At 68.5% G+C, this 21,934-nt stretch carries 19 protein-coding genes; 9 read left to right on the plus strand and 10 right to left on the minus strand.

Annotated features, from left to right (window positions below):
- The first annotated feature begins 97 nt into the window (after window positions 1-97).
- Window positions 98-1,072 carry a YeiH family protein gene (locus J2S75_RS04380; RefSeq protein WP_503128812.1) on the plus strand — a complete coding sequence of 325 codons (975 nt, stop codon included), beginning with the start codon at window positions 98-100 and terminating at the stop codon, window positions 1,070-1,072.
- 18 nt (window positions 1,073-1,090) lie between these two features.
- Entirely contained in the window at window positions 1,091-1,984 is an 894-nt protein-coding gene (locus tag J2S75_RS04385) for a LysR family transcriptional regulator (RefSeq protein ID WP_307018551.1), read from the plus strand.
- On the opposite strand, the gene J2S75_RS04390 is transcribed toward J2S75_RS04385, so the two are convergent.
- Window positions 1,981-2,679 carry a YggS family pyridoxal phosphate-dependent enzyme gene (locus J2S75_RS04390; protein ID WP_307018553.1) on the minus strand — a complete coding sequence of 233 codons (699 nt, stop codon included), beginning with the start codon at window positions 2,677-2,679 and terminating at the stop codon, window positions 1,981-1,983. The genes J2S75_RS04385 and J2S75_RS04390 overlap by 4 nt on opposite strands.
- Before the next feature lie 187 nt (window positions 2,680-2,866).
- Between J2S75_RS04390 and leuS the strand changes: the two genes are divergently transcribed.
- The 3 genes from leuS to holA are packed head-to-tail and all read left to right on the plus strand — an operon-like array spanning window position 2,867 to window position 7,152.
- Window positions 2,867-5,488, plus strand: coding sequence for a leucine--tRNA ligase (leuS, locus tag J2S75_RS04395; protein ID WP_307018555.1), 2,622 nt, complete (start codon window positions 2,867-2,869; stop codon window positions 5,486-5,488).
- A 13-nt stretch (window positions 5,489-5,501) separates the two neighbouring features.
- Window positions 5,502-6,122, plus strand: a complete 621-nt coding sequence (locus J2S75_RS04400) for a hypothetical protein (protein WP_307018557.1) — start codon at window positions 5,502-5,504, stop codon at window positions 6,120-6,122.
- A gap of 4 nt (window positions 6,123-6,126) precedes the next feature.
- Window positions 6,127-7,152, plus strand: a complete 1,026-nt coding sequence (gene holA / locus J2S75_RS04405) for a DNA polymerase III subunit delta (protein ID WP_307018560.1) — start codon at window positions 6,127-6,129, stop codon at window positions 7,150-7,152.
- Window positions 7,153-7,170: 18 nt separating this feature from the next.
- On the opposite strand, the gene J2S75_RS04410 is transcribed toward holA, so the two are convergent.
- The 5 genes from J2S75_RS04410 to mnmE form a co-directional block, all read right to left on the minus strand.
- A complete protein-coding gene (locus J2S75_RS04410; protein WP_307018562.1) occupies window positions 7,171-8,079 on the minus strand; it encodes a ParB/RepB/Spo0J family partition protein in 909 nt (302 codons plus the stop codon).
- An 11-nt stretch (window positions 8,080-8,090) separates the two neighbouring features.
- A complete protein-coding gene (locus tag J2S75_RS04415) occupies window positions 8,091-8,948 on the minus strand; it encodes a ParA family protein (RefSeq protein WP_307018564.1) in 858 nt (285 codons plus the stop codon).
- Entirely contained in the window at window positions 8,941-9,633 is a 693-nt protein-coding gene (gene rsmG, locus J2S75_RS04420; RefSeq protein WP_307018565.1) for a 16S rRNA (guanine(527)-N(7))-methyltransferase RsmG, read from the minus strand. Before rsmG ends, J2S75_RS04415 begins: the two co-directional genes overlap by 8 nt.
- Window positions 9,634-9,692: 59 nt before the next feature.
- The gene (gene mnmG, locus J2S75_RS04425; RefSeq protein WP_307018567.1) at window positions 9,693-11,561 is read right to left on the minus strand and encodes a tRNA uridine-5-carboxymethylaminomethyl(34) synthesis enzyme MnmG; all 1,869 of its coding nucleotides are present in this window, start codon (window positions 11,559-11,561) and stop codon (window positions 9,693-9,695) included.
- Between the two features lie 235 nt (window positions 11,562-11,796).
- On the minus strand, window positions 11,797-13,230 hold the full coding sequence (mnmE, locus tag J2S75_RS04430) for a tRNA uridine-5-carboxymethylaminomethyl(34) synthesis GTPase MnmE (RefSeq protein ID WP_370874084.1): 1,434 nt from the start codon (window positions 13,228-13,230) through the stop codon (window positions 11,797-11,799).
- Between the two features lie 75 nt (window positions 13,231-13,305).
- On the opposite strand from mnmE, the gene J2S75_RS04435 reads away from it, so the two are divergent.
- Window positions 13,306-15,336 (plus strand): thioredoxin domain-containing protein, encoded by a 2,031-nt coding sequence (locus J2S75_RS04435; protein WP_307018570.1) that lies wholly within the window; start codon window positions 13,306-13,308, stop codon window positions 15,334-15,336.
- Window positions 15,337-15,671: 335 nt separating this feature from the next.
- On the opposite strand, the gene J2S75_RS04440 is transcribed toward J2S75_RS04435, so the two are convergent.
- From J2S75_RS04440 to hemE, 4 genes are all read right to left on the minus strand, one after another.
- Window positions 15,672-16,076, minus strand: coding sequence for a hypothetical protein (locus J2S75_RS04440; protein WP_307018572.1), 405 nt, complete (start codon window positions 16,074-16,076; stop codon window positions 15,672-15,674).
- A gap of 35 nt (window positions 16,077-16,111) precedes the next feature.
- A complete protein-coding gene (rho, locus tag J2S75_RS04445; protein WP_213373436.1) occupies window positions 16,112-17,377 on the minus strand; it encodes a transcription termination factor Rho in 1,266 nt (421 codons plus the stop codon).
- 242 nt (window positions 17,378-17,619) lie between these two features.
- Complete coding sequence (hemJ, locus tag J2S75_RS04450; protein ID WP_244449941.1) at window positions 17,620-18,045, minus strand: protoporphyrinogen oxidase HemJ; 426 nt, start codon at window positions 18,043-18,045, stop codon at window positions 17,620-17,622.
- Between the two features lie 130 nt (window positions 18,046-18,175).
- Window positions 18,176-19,237, minus strand: a complete 1,062-nt coding sequence (hemE, locus tag J2S75_RS04455) for a uroporphyrinogen decarboxylase (protein WP_307018577.1) — start codon at window positions 19,235-19,237, stop codon at window positions 18,176-18,178.
- A gap of 341 nt (window positions 19,238-19,578) precedes the next feature.
- On the opposite strand from hemE, the gene J2S75_RS04460 reads away from it, so the two are divergent.
- From J2S75_RS04460 to J2S75_RS04470, 3 genes are read left to right on the plus strand one after another with little or no spacing between them, the layout of a single operon-like run.
- Complete coding sequence (locus J2S75_RS04460) at window positions 19,579-20,445, plus strand: pyruvate, water dikinase regulatory protein (RefSeq protein ID WP_307018578.1); 867 nt, start codon at window positions 19,579-19,581, stop codon at window positions 20,443-20,445.
- Complete coding sequence (locus tag J2S75_RS04465; protein WP_307018580.1) at window positions 20,438-21,070, plus strand: Maf family protein; 633 nt, start codon at window positions 20,438-20,440, stop codon at window positions 21,068-21,070. The genes J2S75_RS04460 and J2S75_RS04465 overlap by 8 nt, the downstream gene beginning before the upstream one ends.
- A complete protein-coding gene (locus J2S75_RS04470; RefSeq protein WP_307018582.1) occupies window positions 21,067-21,912 on the plus strand; it encodes a shikimate dehydrogenase in 846 nt (281 codons plus the stop codon). The genes J2S75_RS04465 and J2S75_RS04470 overlap by 4 nt, the downstream gene beginning before the upstream one ends.
- Window positions 21,913-21,934 lie beyond the last annotated feature (22 nt).

A 21,934-nucleotide genomic window follows, 5' to 3' on the forward strand; every position in this document is an offset into this window, starting at 1 on the left:
CAAGGTCCACGCCGGCAAGGTCCACGCCGGCAAGGTCCACGCCGGCAAGACTCCAGCCGGCAAGACCCCGGCCGCGAAGATCGCGCCCGCCGCGCTGCTGCCCGGCCTCGCGCTGACGGCGGGGATTGCCGGCCTCGGCTTCGCGCTGCGTCAGCTCCCCATGGTCGGGGTGCTGAGCCCGATGATCCTCGCCATCATGATCGGCATCGGCTTTCACAATCTCATCGGCACGCCGGCGCGGGCCAAGCCCGGCGTCACTTTCGCCATGCGGCGCATCCTGCGCGCGGCCATCGTGCTGCTCGGGCTGCAGCTCACCGCCGCGCAGGTGGCGGAAGTGGGCGCCACCGGCCTCGCGGTGATCGCCCTCACCCTCATCGCCACCTTCCTGTTCACCACCTGGCTCGGCCGGCTGATGGGGGTGGAGCGCGGTCTCGCCCAGCTGATCGCCGCCGGCACCTCGATCTGCGGCGCCTCGGCGGTGATCGCCACCAACACGGTGACGCGCGCCCATGATGAGGATGTCGCCTATGCGGTGGCCTGCGTCACCGTGTTCGGCTCGGTGGCGATGTTCCTCTATCCGCTTCTCCCCGTGGTGCTCGGTCTCTCCCCGCATGCCTATGGGCTCTGGGCCGGCGCTTCGATCCACGAAATCGCCCAGGTGGTGGCCGCCGCCTATCAGGGCGGGCCGGCGGCGGGCGAATTCGGCACCATCGCCAAGCTCTCGCGGGTGATGCTGCTGGCGCCGATGGTGATCGCCCTCGGGCTGATGGCGGCGCGCCAGGCCCGCAGCCGCGGCGAGGATGCCGGCCGCGCCCGCCCGCCCATGCCGTGGTTCGTGCTCGGGTTTCTGGCCATGGTGGCGCTCAACAGCGTGGTGACGATGCCGGCGGAGATGAAGGCGGCGCTGGTGCTGGCCACCACTTTCATGCTCTCCATGGCGCTGGCGGCAATGGGGCTGGAAACCGACATCGCCAAGCTGCGCGCCAAGGGCGTGCGCCCCTTCCTGCTCGGCTTCGCCGCCTTCGTCTTCATCGCCCTGTTCAGCCTCGCTCTGGTAAAGATGACCGCCTGAGCGAGGCGAGGACGGTGGATGACCCTGGAACAGCTGCGCATCTTCGTCGCCGTGGCGGAGCGTGAGCACATCACGCAGGCCGCGCGGGACATCCACCTCACCCCTTCCGCCACCAGTGCGGCCATCGCCGCGCTGGAGGCGCGCCACGCCACCAAGCTGTTCGACCGGGTGGGGCGCGGCATCGTGCTGACCGAAGCCGGGCGGCTGTTCCTGCCCGAGGCACGCGCCGTGCTGGCCCGCGCCAGCGCCGCCGAGAAGGTGCTGGCCGACCTTGCCGGGCTGGTGCATGGCACGCTGGCGCTGGCGGGTAGCCAGACGGTGGCCAATTACTGGCTGCCGCCGCTGATCGAGGCCTATCGCCGCCGCTATCCCGGCGTTTCCGTGAGCCTTTCCATCGGCAACACCGATTTCGTCGCCGCCCTTGTGCAGGAAGGAGCGGCCGATCTCGGCTTCATCGAGGGCGGCATCGAGAGCCCGGTGCTGGCCACCGCCGCGGTGGCGCAGGATGAAATGGTGCTGGTGGCGCCGGTGACGCATCCCTGGCACTGGCGCCCACCCCTCTCCCCGGAAGAGCTGATCGACGGCCCCTGGGTGCTGCGCGAGCCGGGCTCCGGCACCCGCGCCATGCTGGAAGCCTATCTCGAGGCGGTGGGGATCGCGCCCGCCAGCCTGCGGGTCGTGCTCGACTATCCCTCCAACGAGGCGGTGCGGGCGGCGGTGGAAGCCGGCAGCGGGGTGACGGTGATCTCGCGCCGGGTGGTGGACGGCGCCATCCGCGCCGGCACCATGGCGCTGATCGACTATCCCCTGCCTCCCCGCCCCTTCCTCTCGCTGCGCCACCGCGAGCGCTACACCACCAAGGCGGCGCAGGCCTTTCTCGCGCTAGCCCGCGAAGACCGGGCCAGCGCCTAGCGGTGGCCGAAGATGGCGCTGCCGACCCGCACATGGGTGGCGCCGAGCGTGATGGCGGTCTCGTAATCGCCGCTCATGCCCATGGACAGCGTCTTCAGCCCATGGCGCGCGGCGATCTTCGCCAGTAGGGCGAAATGCGGCGCCGCCGGCTCGTCGGCCGGGGGAATGCACATCAGCCCCTCGATCGCCAGCCCATGCGCGTCGCGACAGGCGGCGAGAAAGGCATCGACCTCCTGCGGGGCGACGCCGGCCTTTTGCGGCTCCTCGCCGGTATTGACCTGCACCAGCAGGCGCGGCGCCGGCGGGGCGCCCGCGCGCGCCAATTCCTTCGCCAGGGCGGCGGCGAGCGAGGGGCGGTCCAGCGTCTGGATCACGTCGAAGAGGGAAAGCGCCTCGCGCACCTTGTTGGTCTGCAGCGGGCCGATGAGATGAAGTTCGAGATCGGGATGGGCGGCCCGCAGCGCCGGCCATTTGCCGGCCGTCTCCTGCACACGGTTTTCGCCGAAGCGGCGCTGGCCGGCGGCGATGACGGGGGCGATCTCCTCCGGCCCGAAGGTCTTCGACACCGCGATCAGCTCAACCGAGGCGGGATCGCGCCCGGCATCGTGACAGGCCTGGGCGATGCGCGCGCGCACCTCGTCCAGCCGGGCGGTGATCGCGTCTGCGGCAGCGGTCTCGTCGCGGATGGGGTCCATGGCGTTCTCCTGCTTCGGGCACCGACCAGATACGCCAATCGCGCCCGCGCGCAAACGCGCGCGTCGCGGGAAACGCCGCAGCGCAGCGAAAGGTTGACCGGGAACGCGACTTGGTGCCTAGTCCGGCGCCATTACCTGAACCCTTGCGGCACTTTCTCCGACGTCCGCCTATCCAAGAAGCCTGTCCATGAGCACCGAGCGCTACAACGCCCGCGAGGCCGAGCCCCGCTGGCAGAAGATCTGGGACGAACGCGGCATCTACCGCACCCGCAACGACGATCCGCGTCCCAAATACTATGTGCTCGAAATGTTCCCCTACCCCTCGGGGCGCATCCATATCGGCCATGGCCGCAACTATGTGATGGGCGACGTGGTGGCGCGCTTCAAGCGGATGAAGGGCTTCAACGTGCTCCACCCCATGGGCTGGGACGCGTTCGGTCTGCCGGCGGAGAACGCCGCGATCGAGCGCAAGACGCATCCGGGCAAGTGGACCTACGAGAACATCGCCACCATGCGCGAGCAGCTGAAGCTGCTCGGCCTGTCGCTCGACTGGTCGCGCGAGATCGCCACCTGCGATCCCTCCTATTATGGCGAGCAGCAGCGCATCTTCCTCGATTTCCTCAAAGGCGGCTTCGTCTACCGCCGCGAGAGCGAGGTGAACTGGGACCCGGTCGACAACACCGTGCTCGCCAATGAGCAGGTGATCGACGGGCGCGGCTGGCGTTCCGGTGCGCTGGTGGAACGGCGCAAGCTGGCGCAGTGGTTCTTCCGCATTTCCGATGCCTCCGAGGAACTTCTCGCCGGGCTCGACACGCTGGAGCGCTGGCCCGACAAGGTGCGGCTGATGCAGCGCAACTGGATCGGCCGCTCCGAGGGCCTGCATGTGCGCTTCGCGCTGGCCGATGCGCCGGCTGATCTGCCCGCCGAGATCAAGGTCTACACCACCCGGCCGGACACGCTGTTCGGCGCCGCCTTCCTCGCCCTCTCCCCCGGCCACCCCGTGACCGAGACCCTGGCGGCGGGCAATCCCGCGCTGGCGAGCTTCGTCGAGGAATGCCGGCGCGGCGGCACCTCCACCGCCGAGATCGAGACCCAGGAGAAGATGGGCTTCGACACCGGGCTGAAGGTACGCCACCCGCTGGGCGGGCCGGAACTGCCGGTCTATGTCGCCAATTTCGTGCTGATGGAATACGGCACCGGCGCCATTTTCGGCTGCCCGGCGCATGACCAGCGCGACCATGACTTCGCCCGCAAATACGCCCTGCCGATCACCCCGGTGGTGCTGCCGCCCGATGTCGACCCCGCCGGCTTCTCGGTGGCGGACGCGCCCTATGAGGGCGAGGGCGTGCTGTTCAATTCCGGCTTCCTCGACGGCCTCACCGTGCCGGCGGCGAAGGAAAAGGTGGCGCTGCGGCTGGAGAACGAGATTCTCGGCAACGCCCCCGTCGGCGAGCGGGCGGTGAATTACCGCCTGCGCGACTGGGGCATTTCGCGCCAGCGCTATTGGGGCTGCCCGATCCCGATCATCCATTGCGAGGCCTGCGGCCCGGTGCCGGTGCCGGACGACCAGCTCCCCGTGAAGCTGCCGGAGGACGTGTCCTTCGACCAGCCCGGCAACCCGCTGGACCGCCACCCCAGCTGGAAGCATGTGAACTGCCCGACCTGCGGCGCGCCGGCCCGGCGCGAAACCGACACGATGGACACGTTCGTCGATTCCTCCTGGTATTTCGCCCGCTTCGCCGCCGAGCCCGGCACCGCGCCGCTGCAGAAGGGCGCCGCCGACCAGTGGCTGCCGGTGGACCAGTATATTGGCGGCATCGAGCACGCGATCCTGCACCTGCTCTATTCCCGCTTCTTCATCCGCACGCTGAAGAAGCTCGGCCGCGTCTCGGTGGCCGAGCCCTTCGCCGGCCTGTTCACGCAGGGCATGATCGTCCACGAGACCTATAAGGACGCGGAAGGCCGCTGGCTGTTCCCCGAAGAGGTGGAACGCGACGCCGCCGGCCAGCCGGTGAAGGTGGGCACCGGCGAGAAGGTGACGATCGGCGCGCCGGAGAAGATGTCGAAGTCGAAGAAGAATGTCGTGCCGCCGGAAGTGGTGGCCGACACCTATGGCGTCGACAGCGCCCGCTGGTTCATGCTCTCCGACACTCCTCCGGAGCGGGACAGCGAATGGACGGACAAGGGCATCGAGGGCGCCTGGCGCTTCGTGCAGCGCGTGTGGCGCCTCGTTGGCGACACCGTCGCGCTGGTGCCGGGCGAAGTGGCGCGGCCGGATGATTTCGGGGTCGAATCGATGACGCTGCGCCGCGCGTCGCACAAGCTGGCGGCGCAGGTGGCCGAGGATATCGAGCGGCTGCGCTTCAATGTGGCGGTCGCGCGCGTGCACGCCTTCGCCAATGTGTTCGGCGACGCGCTGGCGGGTGCGCGCAAGACGGCGGAAGCCGGCGCGCTGGCGCCCGACCTCGCCTTCGCCCTGCGCGAGGCGGCGGGCTTTCTTGTTTCCGTTGTGGCGCCGATGGTGCCGCATCTCGCCGAGGAATGCGGGCAGGTGCTGAGCGGCGCCGGGCTGATGGCGCAGGCGCACTGGCCCGAGGTGGAGGCCGCATTGCTGGTGGACGACACCGTTACGCTGCCGATTCAGATCAATGGCAAGCGGCGCGGCGAGATCGTGGTGCCGAAGGAGGCCAGCCCCGCCGAGGTGGAGAAGGCGGTGCTCGCCCTCGACCTGATCGCGCAGGCCCTCGACGGACGCGCCCCGAAGCGTATCATCGTCGTGCCGCAGAGGATTGTGAATGTCGTCGCCTGACCGGAGGAACACGATGCCCTCACGCCGCCGCCTGCTCGGTCTCGCCGGGGCGGGACTGCTCGCCCTCTCCACGGCGGGCTGTTTCCAGCCCATGTATGCCGAGACGACGCCGGGCCAGGGCTCGTCCCTGCAGGAAAGCTTCAGCCAGGTGGAAGTGGTGTTCGCGCAAGGCCGCGTCGCCGACGAGGTGCGCAACGATCTCATCTTCGCCCTGACCGGCGGCGCCGGCAATCCGGCAGGCGCGCCCTACAAGCTGTTCCTCGACGTGGCGAGCAAGACCAACCAGGCCTCCGTCGTCAGCCCGCTCACCGGCCTGCCGGAAGTGGAGATCGTCTCGGTCGACGTTTCGTGGAAGCTGTTCGATGCCGGCGATCTCAAGAAGCCGCTGCGCACCGGCAAGGCCATCGGCAAGGCCTCGCTCGACAGCGGCTATCAGCGTTTCGCCCGTGCCCGCGCGATTCGCGACGCCGAGAACCGCTCGGCCAATGTCGCCGCCGAAACGATCAAGAGCCAGCTCGCCTCGTTTTTCGTCACCGGCGGCGGGGCAACGCCGGGCGCCACGGCCCCGGTGACGAGCGCGCCGCTCACCGCTGCGCCCGCCCCAGCGCCCGCGAGCGCCGCGCCGAAGAGCTGAGGCCATGGTCGCCATACGGCCGGGCGATGTCGAGGCGACGCTGAGCCGTCTCGATCCGCTGCGCCCGGTGCTGCTGCTGTTCGGCCCGGATAGCGGCCTGGTGCGCGAGCGCGCCAAGGCCTATCTCGCCCGCGCCAGCGCCGGTTCCGACGATCCTTTCGGCCTGATCCGGCTCGACGGCGACGAAATTTCCGGCGATCCCGGACGGCTGGTCGACGAAGCCGGGACAGTGGCGCTGTTTGGCGGGCGCCGCGTCGTCTCGCTGCGGGTCGGCGCGCGCAATGTGGTGCCGGCGGTGGAAGCGCTGCTGGCCCGGCCGCCGGAACAGGCGATCGTCGTTATCGAGGCCGGCGACCTCAAGCGCGGCCAGGGGCTGCGCGCGCTGTGCGAAGCCTCGCCGCACGCGCTGGCCATCGCCTGCTATGCCGACAGTGAACGCGACCTTAGCCGGCTTATCGACACCATGATGGCCGAAGCCGGCACCCAGCTCGACCGCGACGCCCGCGGCGAACTGATGGCGCTGCTCGGCGGCGACCGCATGGCCTCGCGCGGCGAGATCGCCAAGCTGCTGCTTTACGCGGCCGGCGAGCCGCGCATCACCAGCGCCCATGTGCGCGCCATTGTCGGCGACGCCTCCAGCCTGGCGCTGGACGAGATCGCCGACGCCACCTTTGCCGGCCAGCCCGCCGAGATGGCCAGCGCCTTCGCCAAGGCGACCGGCGAAGGCATGCGGGCGGATATCGTGCTGGGGGCGGTGTGCCGCACGGCGCAGGCGCTGCACCAGATGCGCCTTGCCGTTGAAGCCGGCGGCAGTGTCGATCGGGCGGTGGAAGGCGCGCGGCCGGCGATCCATTTCCGCCGCAAGCCCTTCATCGAGAAGGCGCTGCGCAGCTGGACCGTCGCCCGGCTGGAGACGGCGCTGTTCGCGCTGGACGATGCGCTGCTCGCTGCCCGCCGCAATGCCGTGCTCGGCCCGGCCATCGCCGAGCGGGCGCTGCTGCAGGTGGCGGCGCAGGCGCGGCGCGGCTGAGGCGCGGAGGGCGCCGGCTCAGACGCCGGCGAGGCGCCGGCAGACCTCGTCGAGCTGATCGAGCGAAGAATAGCGGATGCGGATCTCGCCCGCCTCGCCATCATGCTTCAGCGTCACGCTCAGCCCCAGCTCGTCGGAGAGCCGGCGCTGCAGCGCGGCGGTGTCGGCGTCGAGCGCGGGGTGCTTCGGCTTTTTCGGCGGCTTGCCGGCCGCTTCCGCCTTGGCGACGTTGAGCTCCTGCGCCAGCGCCTCGATGGCGCGCACATTCATGCCCTGCTCGACAATGGCCCGCGCCAGCGCCTCGGGATCGTCCTGGGTCAGCAGCGCCCGCGCATGGCCGGCGGAAAGACGGCCATCGGCCAGATAGGCCTTCACCGGCTCGGGCAGGCGCAGCAGGCGCATCGTATTGGCGACATGGCTGCGGCTCTTGCCGATGACGCGGGCGAGATCGTTCTGGGAATAACCGAACTGGTCGGCGAGCGACTGGTAGCCCGCCGCCTCTTCCAGCGGGTTGAGATCGGCGCGCTGGACATTCTCGATGATGGCGATTTCCAGCGCCTCGCGGTCATTGACCTCGACGACGACGATCGGCACCTCGTGGATGCCGGCCCGCTGGGACGCCCGCCAGCGGCGTTCGCCGGCGACGATCTCATAGGCATCGCGCTCGCCGGCGACCTGGCGCACGACGATGGGCTGGATGATGCCGCGCTCGCGGATGGAGGCGGCGAGATCTTCGAGATCCGCCTCGGCGAAGCTGCGGCGCGGGTTGCGCGGATTGGCGCGCAGAAAGGCGAGCGGCACCTTGCGCGCGCCGCCGGGGACGCGCGCCCGCTCATTGGCCGCGCCGCCATCCTCGCCCATATCGCCGATCAGCGCCGCCAGGCCGCGCCCGAGCCGCGAGCGGCCGCCGTCTTCCGCCATCGCCATCGCTCCCTCCCTCAGGCCGCCGCGACGCGCAGGCTGCGCTCGCGCTGAATTATTTCGGAAGCGAGACGAAGATAGGCCTGCGACCCCACGCATTTGAGATCGTAGAGCAGGACCGGCTTGCCATAGGACGGCGCTTCCGACACCCGCACATTGCGCGGAATGATGGTCTCATAGACCTTTTCGCCCATGAACTGGCGCACATCGTCGACCACCTGGGTGGAGAGATTGTTGCGCGCATCGAACATGGTCAGCACGATGCCATGGATGGACAGGCCGGGATTGAGCGTGGTGCGCACCTGCTCCACCGTCTTCAGCAGCTGCGAGAGGCCCTCCAGCGCGAAGAATTCACATTGCAGCGGCACCAGAATGGCGTTGGACGCCGCCATGGCGTTGACCGTGATCAGGTTCAGCGACGGCGGGCAGTCGATCAGCACATAGGTGTATTCGGGATCGGTTCGTTCCGGATCCGAATCGGCTGCCCCGTTCAGGCGGCGAATGGCGTCGCGCAGACGGAAGGCGCGGTCGCGCTGGCTGGCCAGTTCGAGCTCGATGCCGGACAGGTCCAGCGTCGAAGGCGCGATGTGCAGGCGCGGCACCGCGGTTTCCAGCACCGCATCGCGCAGCTCGATCTCGCCGGTCAGCACATCATAGGTCGACACGCGCCGGCGGCTGCGCTCGATGCCGAGCCCGGTGGAGGCATTGCCCTGCGGGTCGAGATCGATGATCAGCACGGTCTCGCCAATGGCGGCCAGGGCGGTGCCGAGATTGATCGCCGTCGTGGTCTTGCCGACGCCGCCCTTCTGGTTGGCGAGGGCGAGCACGCGGGGAACGGCCCGGGGCGCGGCGGGAGCGAGCGAAGCCTCAGTCATGATGTCCACCCTGCGAAAAACCGTCGTCTCCGGCCGCGTCGGCACTCAAGGGAACCGCGCTGCGGACGATCAGGACATGCCCGCCGCCACCCGTAAGGCTGGGCGAGATTTCATGGTCGATTCTCCAAGATTTAGCTGACTCGGTCAATTCGTTATCAACATCTTGTCCCTTCAGGAACAGGCCTGTCGCCCCCTGTGCAAGGAAGGGCGCCGCCAGCTGCAGCAGGCGCGGCAATGGCGCAAGCGCGCGGGCGGAAACCACCTCGACGCCCGGCGCCAGCACGCCCGCGACCTGCTCGATTCGCGACGGCACCACGGTGACGGGAAGGTCCGCCAGCCGCGCCGCTTCGCGCAGAAACGCCGCCTTGCGACTGTCGCTCTCCACCAGCGTCACGTCTGCGTCCGGCCGCTCCGCCAGCGCCGCCGCGACGACAAGGCCGGGAAAGCCGCCGCCGGAGCCGAGATCGACCCAGCGCGTGGCGTCACCGGCCAGCGGCACCAGCTGCAGCGAGTCCGCGACATGGCGTGTCCACACCACCGGGAGCGTGGCCGGCGCCACCAGATTGATGGTGCGCTGCCACTTTTCCAGCAGGGCGACGAGGATGTCGAGCCGCTGTTCTGTTTCACGTGAAACAGGCGTGAGGCTCAGCGCATTTGCGCGGTCGGACGAATCGGTGTGGGACATGGCGCAGCATACCGCATCGGCGGTCGGGGATCAGCCAAAGACCGATGGGTCGCCGCGGCTCAGGAGGCCCGCCGCGCATGGGCGGCCAGCAGCGCCAGCGCGGCCGGAGTCATGCCGTCGATACGGCCGGCCTGGCCAATGGTACGGGGCCGAATCGATTCCAGCTTGGCCTTGAGCTCGTTGGAGAGTCCGGCCAGCCCGCGATAATCCATCTCCGCCAGCTCGGCCGCCTCCTCGCGGCGGAAGGCGGCGATGTCGGCTTCCTGGCGATGCAGATAGACCGCGTATTTGGCGTCCACCTCGACCTGCTCGCCAATGCGGCTGTCTTCCGCCCCCGCCTCCGGCCAGATGCGGCAGATATCCGCCCAGCTCACCTGCGGGTAGGAGAGGAGGTCGAAGGCCGTGCGCCGCTGGCCGTCGCGATTCAGCGTGAGGCCGTGCCGATCCCCCTCCCCCGGGGTGATGGAAACGGCATGCGCCCAGGCCGTCACCCGCGCCAGCGCCTCCCGCCGCCCGGAGAAATGCCGGCGCCGGGCTTCGCCGACAAGGCCGAGCGCCTCGCCCTTTCCCGTCAGCCGCTGGTCGGCATTGTCCGCCCGCAGCGAAAGCCGATACTCCGCCCGCGAGGTGAACATGCGGTAGGGTTCGGACACGCCGCGGGTGACGAGATCGTCGATCATCACGCCGATATAGGCCTCGGCCCGATCGAAGGTGGCGCCGTCCTGGCCACCGGCGCGGCGGGCGGCGTTGAGCCCGGCGACCAGCCCCTGCGCCGCGGCTTCCTCATAACCCGTGGTGCCGTTGATCTGGCCGGCGAGGAACAGGCCGCGCGCCTTGCGCACTTCCAGCGTCGGTTCCAGCTCGCGCGGATCGACATGGTCATATTCGATGGCATAGCCGGGGCGCAGCACCTCCACCCGTTCCAGCCCCGGAATGGTTGCTAGAAGCGCGCGCTGCACCTCTTCCGGCAGCGAGGTGGAAATGCCATTGGGATAGACGGTGGGGTCGTCCAACCCCTCCGGCTCCAGGAAAATCTGGTGCCCGTCGCGCTCGCCGAAGCGGACGATCTTGTCCTCGATGGAGGGGCAGTAGCGCGGACCGACGCTCTGGATGTTGCCGGAATACATGGCGGAGCGCGCAATATTGGCGCGGATCACCGCATGGGTTTCCGGCGTGGTACGGGTGATGCCGCACATCACCTGCGGGTTGGTGATGGCGGTGGTGAGCGCCGAGAAGGGCTCCGGCGGCGTGTCGCCCTCCTGCATCTCCAGCCCGGCCCAATCAATGGTGCGGCCATCGAGGCGCGGCGGCGTGCCGGTCTTCAGTCGGCCCAGCCGCAGGCCGAGCGCGGCGAGCGATGAGGACAGGCCGCGTGCCGGCGCCTCCCCCATGCGGCCCGCCGGGATCTGCCGGTCGCCAATATGGATCAGCCCATTGAGAAAGGTGCCTGTGGTGATGACGACAGCGCCGGCCGCGACATGGCGGCCATCCGCCAGCACCAACCCGGCGACGCGACCCTCCGTCAGTACAAGGCGGTCCGCTTCGCCTTCGACCACCGATAGGTTCGGCTGCGAATCGATTTCCCGCTGCATCGCCTGCGCGTAGAGCTTGCGGTCGGCCTGGGCGCGCGGCCCGCGCACCGCCGGCCCCTTGCGCCGGTTGAGCAGGCGGAACTGGATGCCGCCCTGATCGGCGACGCGGCCCATCAGCCCGTCGAGCGCGTCGATCTCGCGCACGAGATGGCCCTTGCCCAGCCCGCCAATCGCCGGATTGCACGACATGGTGCCGAGCGTGGCGTGGCTGTGCGTGACCAGAGCAGTGGAGGCTCCGAGCCGCGCGGCGGCGGCGGCGGCCTCGGTGCCGGCATGCCCGCCACCGACGATGACGACATCGAAGCGAAGATCGGGGGAAGCGGAAACGCTGGTCATGGGCTCGCGGATCATGGGCTCGCGGGTTGCTGTCGCGTCGCTCGAAGGGCGCGCGCGGATCGGCCGGCAAAGGGAAAGCGCTGTTTGAGCCAGCGTTTCGCCGTGCCGTCAAGTCACGGCCTCAGTCCTCTTCGTGGTGGAGAACCCGGCGGGCTGATTCACGTGAAACATTTCGTTTACGAATCGACCCCTGTGCGGCCGGTGTTTCACGTGAATCCGCTGGCCGCGGGTGAGCCTATTTGCCGATGCAGAATTCGCGGAACACGACATCGAGAAGATCCTCGACACCGATGGCGCCGGTCATCCGGCCCAGCGCCCGGGCGGCGAGGCGCAGTTCCTCGGCAAGGAGTTCGTCGTCGAGCCGATCCCACTGCGCGAGGGCGTGGGCGATCTGCGCCCGTGCCTCTTCGGCGCTGGCGCGGTGCCGCGCCCGCAGCAGTGCCGGATGCTCTCCCGCTGCACGCTCGGCGATGAAGCGGGAGAGCGCGCCGGTGAGTTCTTCGAGACCCTCACCGCGCGCGGCGGAAAGAGTGAGCTGATGGCCCGCCCAGGAACGAACCGGCGCGGGGAGCCCGGCCGCCCGGTCGACCTTGTTGCCAAGCAGCCAGAGCGGCGCCTCAGCCGCGACCGGAGGCTCCGCCGGAGCGGGTCCGTCGCTGAGGTCGTGCACCCAGAGAACGAGATCGGCCTGCGCCATGCGGGCGCGGGCGCGGCGAATGCCTTCCGCCTCCACCCGGCTTTCCGCCTCGCGCAGGCCGGCGGTGTCGACCAGCGTCGCCTTGTGGCCATCGAGATCGAGCGCGACTTCCAGCAGGTCGCGCGTGGTGCCCGGCTCATCGGAGACGATGGCGACCTCGCGCCGGGCGAGGGCGTTGAGCAGCGACGATTTGCCGGCATTAGGCAGGCCGGCAATGGCGATGAGCGCCCCTTCCCGCACCAGGGCGCCCCGCCGGTCGGCGAGCGCGGCGGTGAGTTCTTCCAGAAGCGCCGCCACTTCCGGCTTGGCCAGCGCCCGCGCCCCGGCCGGCACGTCGTCCTCGTCGGCGAAATCGATGCCCGCCTCCACCAATGCCATGGCGCGGATGAGCCGGCCACGCCAGGCCTCGACCTGCTGACCGAGATGGCCGAAGGCATGGGCGAAGGCGAGCCGGCGCTGCGCCTGCGTCTCCGCGGCGATCAGGTCGGCGAGACCTTCGGCTTCGGTCAGGTCCATCCGCCCATTGAGAAAGGCGCGACGGGTGAACTCGCCCGCCTCCGCCGGCCGCAGCCCGGGCACGGTGAGCACCGCCCCCAGCACGGCGGCGACCACGGCCCGTCCGCCATGGATCTGCAGCTCCGCCATGTCCTCGCCCGTGGCGCTGCGCGGGCCCGGAAACCACAAGGCGAGCCCCTGGTCGAGCACCTCGCCCGTCGCCGGGTCGCGCAGACGGGCGAGCTGGGCGCGGCGCGGCTCCGGCAGCCGCCCGGCGAGCGCGGTGAGCGCGACCCCGGCCTGCGGGCCGGACAGCCGAAGGACCGCCACGGCCCCGCCCGTGCCGGAAGAAACCGCCGCGATGGTGTCGCCCCGCGCCCCGCCCGGTGCCCCGCCCGGTGCCCCGCCCCCTGCCCCACCGCCCGGACCGGTGGCCTTTGCGTCGGTCGCGATTGCGCTATTTTTCTGCACGTCCACCCGCTACGCCCTATCTGTTGAATCGGCCGCCTCGACCGGCCGCCACGATACCCCGTCCCAAGCCGGAGCGTCATCTTGCCCAACCAGCTCGCCGCCGCCGCCAGCCCCTATCTGCTCCAGCACAAGGACAACCCCGTCGACTGGTGGGAATGGACGCCGGAGGCTTTCGCCGAGGCGCGGCGCAGCAACCGGCCGATCCTGCTCTCCATCGGCTATGCCGCCTGCCACTGGTGCCATGTGATGGCGCATGAGAGCTTCGAGGACGCGGCGACGGCGGCGGTGATGAACGAGCTGTTCGTCAACATCAAGGTCGATCGCGAGGAGCGGCCGGAGGTGGACCAGATCTACATGTCCGCGCTGCAGCAGCTCGGCGTGCAGGGCGGCTGGCCGATGACCATGTTCCTCGACGCCGAAGGCGCGCCGTTCTGGGGTGGGACCTATTTCCCGAAAGAGGCGCGCTATGGCCAGCCCGCCTTTACCGAGGTGCTCAAAACCATGGCCGGCGCCTATGCGGCGGGCGATCCCCGCATCACCCAGAACCGCGCCGCCCTGCTGGAGCGGCTGCGGCAGAAGGCGCGGCCGGCGGGCCAGGTGGTGATCGGCACCCATGAGCTCGATGACATCGCCGGCCGCATTCTCGGCATCATGGACACCGAGCATGGCGGGCTGCAGGGCTCGCCGAAATTCCCCAACACGCCGTTCCTTGAGCTGCTGTGGCGCGGCTGGGAGCGGACCGGCCGGCAAAAGCTGCGCGACGCGGCGCTGCATGCGCTGGACGGCATGAGCGAGGGCGGCATCTACGACCATATTGGCGGCGGCTATTCCCGCTACAGCGTCGATGACCGCTGGCTGGTGCCGCATTTCGAGAAGATGCTCTACGACAATGCGCAGATCCTCGACCTGCTCGGCCTCGCCTATGCCGAGACCGGCGCCGAGCTGTTCCGCGCCCGCGCCATCGAGACGGTCGGCTGGCTGCAGCGCGAGATGATGACGCAAGGCGGCGCCTTCGCCGCCAGCCTCGATGCCGATTCCGAGGGCCATGAGGGTCGCTATTATGTCTGGACGCTCAAACAAGTGCTGGAGGCGCTGGGGGCGCAGGACGCGGAGTTCTTCGCCCGCCATTACGACATCGCCCCGTTCGGCAATTGGGAAGGCGTGTCGATCCCCAACCGGCTGAAGGAAGTGGAGCGCTCGGGCGCCGACGAGGTGCGGCTCGCCATGCTGCGCGACAAGCTGCTGGCCGTGCGCGAAAAGCGGGTGCCGCCCGGTCGCGACGACAAGGTGCTGGCCGACTGGAACGGGCTCATGATCGCGGCGCTGGTCGGCGCCGCCCCGCGCATCGGCCGTCCGGAATGGGTGGAGCTGGCCGCCGGCGCGTTCCGTTTCATCGCCGAATCGATGGTGAAGGACGGACGGCTCGGCCATAGCTGGCGTGCCGGGCGGCTGGTGTTCCCCGGCCTTTCCGCCGACTACGCCGCGATGGTCGGCGCCGCTCTGGCGCTGGCCGAAGCCACGGGCGAGCCGGCTTATCTCGATCAGGCGGTAACCTGGCAGACGATGCTGGAAACGCATCACGCGACGGAAGCGGGCGGCTATTATCTCACCGCCGATGACGCGGAAGGGCTGATCCTGCGCCCGGAGGCCACCGCCGACGATGCGGTGACCAACCCGCAAGCGCTGATCGCCCGCAACCTGGTGCGGCTCGCGATATTGACCGGCGATGATACCTACCGCGCCCGTGCCGACCGTCTGTTCGATGCGCTGCTGCCGCGCGCCGCGCCGCATCTCTACAGCCATGCCGGCCTGCTCAACGCGCTCGACACAAGGCTGCGGGCGCGCGAGGTGGTGGTGATCGGCGCGGGTGCGGAGGCTGATGTGCTCACAGACGCCGCCCGCCGGATGCCGCTGGTCGATGTCAGCGTGCAGCGCGTGAGCGATCCCTCGGCCCTGCCCGGCGATCACCCCGCGCGCGCGAAGGCGACAAGCCTCACGAGCGGAGACGATGTCAGCAAAGGCTCGCCCGCCGCCTTTGTCTGCGCCGGTGGCGTCTGCTCCCTGCCCGTTACGGAAGTGAATCGACTGGAGGAATTGCTGCGCGGCGGCTGAGCGATGAGGGTCGATCCGGCCCTCTCCTGCCTTGCCGGCAGGAGCGGACGGTTCCGGCGCCGCCGGCAACGTGTTTTGGGCGAATCGGCCGTCGCGGCGGCTATTGTGGGTAAGCCTGTGGATAATCTGGGGAAAAAACCCACCACCCCCGCACAAATCAACAGAAATGCCCGCTGGCGGGCGTTTCCACTTTTGCGATGGATGGATCGGACGACCGGCTCCTCGCCCGTCCTGAGTCATTTCTGAAGGTCATCATTTCGTCAGCGAAATGATGAATTTTAGGCAAATTCGCCAGACTTTTCGAAAAGAACGCAGCCTCTATTGCGACTCTGCAATCAATGCCGCCGGCCTCGCAGACGCGGACGGTTATCCGAGTCCAGCCGGCTGAACTTCACATTGGCCAACATCAGCGGCACCACCAGCATCAGCGCACCGGCGAGGTCCGCCTGCAGCACATAGGCGAGCCCGAGTTCGGCGCGAACCGCCGGCCCGATGACGGGATCGGCGAAATCGGCGATGAGGCTGGCGACGAACAGGGCCGTAGGCAGCCAGACGGCGAGGGGAAGCCACCAGCGCCGGCAGGCCATGACCCAGCTGAGCGCGGCGATGCCGATGACGAACAGCCAGAGTTCCGCCATGGGCGGCTCGCGTTCCGCGACGCCGGCGTGAACCGGCAGCGCCAGAAGCAATGTGAGGGGAAGCGCCATGACGGAAAGCCGGTAGAACTGCCCTGCCCTCATGCCCGCCTCCCCGCGGTCTGCTTCGGCTTTACGCCTTAGGTGTTCATGGAATCGAAGAAGTCGCCATTGGTCTTGGTCTGGCGCAGCTTGTCGACCAGGAACTCGATCGCGTCGACCGTGCCCATCGGGTTGAGAATGCGGCGCAGGACGTACATTTTCTTCAAAACGTCGGCCGGCACAAGCAGCTCTTCCTTGCGGGTGCCGGAACGGGTGATGTCGATGGCGGGGAAGACCCGCTTGTCCGAGACCTTGCGGTCGAGGATGACCTCGGAATTGCCGGTGCCCTTGAACTCTTCGAAGATCACTTCGTCCATGCGCGAGCCGGTATCGACCAGCGCCGTGGCGATAATGGTGAGCGAGCCACCCTCTTCGATGTTGCGCGCCGCGCCGAAGAAGCGCTTGGGCCGCTGCAGCGCATTGGCATCGACACCGCCGGTCAGCACCTTGCCGGACGAGGGCACCACCGTGTTGTAGGCGCGGCCGAGGCGGGTGATGGAGTCCAGAAGGATCACCACGTCGCGCTTGTGCTCGACCAGGCGCTTGGCCTTCTCGATCACCATTTCGGCGACCTGCACATGGCGCTGCGCCGGCTCGTCGAAGGTGGAGGAGACAACCTCGCCCTTCACCGAACGCTGCATGTCGGTGACTTCCTCCGGCCGCTCGTCGATGAGCAGCACGATGAGGTAGCACTCGGGATGGTTGGTGGTGATGGACTGGGCGATGTTCTGCAGCAGCACCGTCTTGCCGGTGCGCGGCGGGGCGACGATGAGGCCGCGCTGGCCCTTGCCGATGGGCGCCACGACATCGATGACGCGGGCCGAGAAATCCTTGCGGGTGGGGTCTTCGATTTCCAGCTTCAGCCGCTCGTCGGGATAGAGCGGGGTCAGATTGTCGAAGTTGATCTTGTGCCGGATCTTGTCCGGGTCCTCGAAATTGATCGTGTTGACCTTGAGGAGGGCGAAATAGCGCTCCCCATCTTTCGGGGAGCGGATCTGGCCTTCGACCGTATCGCCGGTGCGCAGGCCGAAGCGGCGGATCTGGCTGGGAGAGACGTAGATGTCGTCAGGACCGGGGAGGTAATTCGCGTCCGGGGAGCGCAGGAAGCCGAACCCGTCGGAGAGAATCTCGACCACGCCCTCGCCGATAATGTCGGTGTCGCGGGCGGCGAGCTGCTTGAGAATGGCGAACATCAGCTCCTGCTTGCGCAGCGTGCTGGCGTTCTCGACCTCAAGCTCCTCGGCGAACACCAGAAGTTCGGCGGGGTTCTTGGACTTGAGGTCCTGGAGCTTCATTTCCCCCATGGGAAAAGGCCTCGATATCTAAATGTGGACGTAGCCGGCCGGGAAGACCCGCCGAAACGACAAAAGGTGGGAAGCGCTGGTCTGCGGACCCAGGCCGAGGGGATCGGCTTCCTATCCGGCACACCGTGCGGCATCGGGGAAGATGCCCGCCTGAACGGAGCGACAGCCAGCTTCGTGGAGTTCGCGCACCATAGGCAAAGGCACGATTCGGCGCAAGTGCGCCGCATGACGCTTTGAACGCGTCAAAACGGCTTTACGATGACCATGATGACGATGCCGATCATCAGCAGCGTCGGCACCTCGTTCATGATGCGGTAGAAGCGGGGCCGGCGGACATTGCGGTCGGCGGCGAAATCCTTCACCCAGCGCGACAGTGCGCCATGAAAGCCGCTCATTGCCAGCACCAGCGCCAGTTTCACGTGAAACCAGCCCGACGCGAACCAGCCGCCGTCCCAGGCGAGCCAGAGGCCGGCGAGCCAGGCGACGATCATCGCCGGGTTCATGATCGCCTTGAGCAGGCGCCGTTCCATCACCTTGAAGGTTTCCGACTGCGGCGAGCCCTTCGGCGCGTCGCAATGATAGACCATCAGCCGCGGCAGATAGAGCAAGCCGGCCATCCAGGAGAGGATGGCGATCACATGCAGCACCTTGATCCACTCATACAGCATGGAACGCCTTCGATCCTCGCCTAGAGCCTGATCCGATCAGGTTGAATCAACCTGATCGGATCAGGCTCTAAAATATTGATAGAGAACGTTTTACCGATCTGATTGCGATGCAATCAGATCGGAACGTGCTCTAGCCACCGCGAATTCGCGCGATCATCCGCTCGACATGGGCGATCGGCGTTTCCGGGCGGATGCCATGGCCGAGATTGAACACATGCGAGGCGCCGTGGAAATCCGCGAGAATGCCGTCAATCGCGGAATCGAGCGCCGCACCGCCGGCAATGAGGGTGAGCGGGTCGAGATTGCCCTGCAGCGCGCATTTGCCGCCCAGCGCATAGCGCGTCGCCTTGCGGTCGGCGGTCCAGTCGAGGCCCACCGCGTTCACCCCGGTCGCCTGCACCATCTCGGTGAGCCCGGACAGCGTCGCGCCCTTCGGGAAGGCGATGATGCGCGCGCCGGGCACGTCCGCGCGCACCCGGGCGACGATGCGGCGGATCGGGTCGATGGACCAGCGGCGGAAGCTTGTCGGATCCAGCACCCCGGCCCAGCTGTCGAAAATCTGCACCGCATCGGCGCCGGCCTTGAGCTGGCCGACGAGATAGCGGGCCGAGGTTTCCACCAAGAGGTCGATCAGCGCGGTGAAAAAGGCGGGGTCGGTGAGCGAGGCCAGCCGCGCCGGCGCCTGGTCCGGCGTGCCGCGCCCGGCGACCATATAGGTCGCCACCGTCCACGGCGCGCCGCAGAAACCGAGCAGCGCCGTCTCGGCGGGGAGCTCGGCGCGGATGCGGCTGACCGCTTCCAGAACCCGGTCGATCTTGTCCGGGTCGAGCGTCTCACGCAGGGCGGCGAGTTCCGCGCCAGTGGTGACCGGCACGAGGCGCGGGCCCTCGCCGGCTTCGAAGGTCAGCGGACAGCCGAGCGCATGCGGCACGACGAGAATGTCGGAGAACAGGATCGCCGCGTCGAAGCCGAAACGGCGGATCGGCTGGAGCGTCACCTCGACGGCATAATCGGGCGTGTAGCAGAGGGTGAGGAAATCGCCGGCCTTGGCCCGGACCTCGCGATATTCCGGGAGATAGCGCCCGGCCTGGCGCATCATCCAGATCGGCGTGCGGCCTGGCACATGTCCGTCCAGCGCCTGCAGCAGGATCGGCTTGTTCGTCACGCTGGCCCCTGCCGTGGCGCTGTCCATTCCGGCGCTCTCCATCCGCTTGTCCCCTGCCTCTTCATACTTCTTTAAGCACTTTGAATAGAAGGTTGTCTGTGTAGTGAGCAGGGGATTAGAGATGTTCCTCCCCGCCCACAACCGACCCCCAGTCTTGGCGCGGACGCGCCGGCCGCGGACGAGTCCAAGTTTCAGCCGGTTTAAGGGCTTAAGCGCCGCGTGCGAGGTTATCCACGCAGTTCGCCGCCGGCGCCTTGATAAAGCGCACAGGGTCTCGCCTGTGGAGGAAAACCGCCGCTGTCCCCAGCCCTCCCCTTGCGAACCGGCGAAGGGCATGGCTTGTTCCCATTCTATGCACAGGCCTGTGGATGAACGGCGTGACTGACGCCAACCGCCCGTCGGAAAGCTACTACCACCTCCATCTCGTCTCGGATTCCACCGGCGAGACGCTGATCAGCGTCGGCCGGGCGGCGGCGGCGCAATATGACGTGAAGCCGATCGAGCACATTTATCCGCTGGTGCGCTCGCACAAGCAGCTCGACAAGGTGGTGCAGGCGATCGACGAGTTTCCCGGCATCGTGCTCTACACGCTGACCGATCCGGAACTGCGCAACCGGCTGAAGACCTATTGCCGCGACCATGGCGTGCCCGTTCTCTCGGTGCTGGCGCCTGTCGTGCAGCTGTTCCAGGCCTATCTCGGCGGCGCACCGGAGCCGCGCGTCGGCGGCCAGCACCAGCTTGACGGCGATTATTTCCGCCGCATCGACGCGATGAACTTCACCGTCATGCATGATGACGGCCAGCATGTGGACGGGCTGGAAGCCGCCGATGTGGTGCTGCTCGGCATTTCCCGCTCATCCAAGACCCCGACCAGCATCTATCTCGCCAATCGCGGCATCAAGACCGCCAATATCCCGCTGGTGCCGAGCCTGCCGGTTCCGCCGGGCCTCGCCGAACTCAAGCGCCCGCTGATCGTCGGCCTGCTCGCCAGCGCCGACCGGGTGGTGGAAATCCGCCGCAACCGGCTGCTCGGCCTGAATGCCGCCCAGACCGCCGACACCTATACCGACCGCGAGGCGGTGGCGGAGGAGATCGCCTTTTCCCGCCGGCTCTGCGCCCGCCATGGCTGGCCGATGATCGATGTCACCCGCCGCTCCATCGAGGAGACGGCGGCGGCGATCATCGCCCTGCTGCAGGAGCGCCGGCGCAAGCAGACCGAGAACCCGAATGGCTGAGGCCGTGCCGAGAAATTCCCTCTGGCGCGGGGCGGTGCCGTTGCTGCTCGCCTCCAAAAGCGCGGCACGCCGGGCGCTGCTGCAGGCCGCCCGCGTGCCGTTCGAGGCGGTGAGCGTCGAGGTCGATGAGCGTGCCATCGAGGCGCAGGCGGTGCGGGACGGTTCCGATCCCGCCACTGTCGCGCTCACCCTCGCCCGCGCCAAGGCGCTGGCGGGGGCACTGGCACATCCGGGCCGGCTCGTCATCGGCGCCGACCAGACGCTGGCGCTGGGCGATGAGGCCTTCCACAAGCCGGTGGACCGGGCGGCGGCGAAGGCGCAGATCGCCCGTCTGGCCGGGCGTACCCATGAACTGCATTCGGCCGTGGCGGTGGCGCGCGACGGCGCGGTGCTGTGGGCGACGGTGGAGAGCGCCCATCTCACCCTGCGCCCGCTCGATGCGGAGGCGATCGAGGCCTATCTCGATGCGGCCGGCGAGGCGGTGCTCTCGAGCGTCGGTGGCTACCAGCTGGAAGGGCTCGGCATCCATCTGTTCACCCGTGTCGAGGGCGATCATTCGGTGATACTGGGACTACCGCTGCTGCCGCTGCTCGGCTTTCTGCGCTCCGAAGGACTTCTGCTGTGACCCGTCATGTCGCGATCATTGGCCATCCCGTGAGCCATTCGCGCTCGCCGCTGATCCATGGCTACTGGCTGGCCCGGCACGGCATCGACGGCAGCTACGGCGTGCGCGATGTCGCGCCTGAGAACATTGACCGCTTTCTCGCCGATTTCGCTGCCTCCGGCCTCGTCGGCGGCAATGTCACCGTGCCGCACAAGGAAGCCGCCTTCCGCACCTGCGCGACGCGCGATTCCGTCGCTGAGGCGCTCGGCGCGGTGAACACGATCTGGCTGGAGGACGGCGCTCTCCATGGCGCCAACACCGATGTGCACGGTTTCCTCGCCAATCTCGACGCCGCCGAGCCGGAATGGACGCGGGCGCTGGGCGAGGCGGTGGTGCTGGGCGCCGGCGGCGCGGCGCGGGCGATTGTCTATGGGCTGCTGCAGCGTGGGGTCGACCGCGTGGTGGTGGCCAACCGCACCCTGGCACGGGCGCAGGCGCTGCGCGACCAGTTCGGCCCGCGCGTGCTGCCGGTGGAGTGGCGCGACCTCGGCGGGCGGCTCATGGGGTGCCGTCTGCTGGTCAACACCACCTCGCTCGGCATGAAGGGCCAGCCGCCGCTCGACATCGACCTTTCGGCGCTGTCGCCCGATGCGCTGGTGACGGACATCGTCTATGTGCCGCTGGAAACGCCGCTCTTGCGGGCCGCCAAGGCGCGCGGCCTCGCCACGGTGGACGGGCTCGGCATGCTGCTGCACCAGGCGGTGCCGGGCTTCGAGCGCTGGTTCGGCGTGCGCCCTGTGGTGACGGCGGAGCTGCGCGCGCTCGCTATCGCCGATCTCAAGGCCAAGGGACAGTTCGCGTGACGGGACAATTCGCGTGAGGGGG

It is taken from the genome of Ancylobacter polymorphus (genome assembly GCF_030813495.1).
GTDB lineage: Bacteria > Pseudomonadota > Alphaproteobacteria > Rhizobiales > Xanthobacteraceae > Ancylobacter > Ancylobacter polymorphus.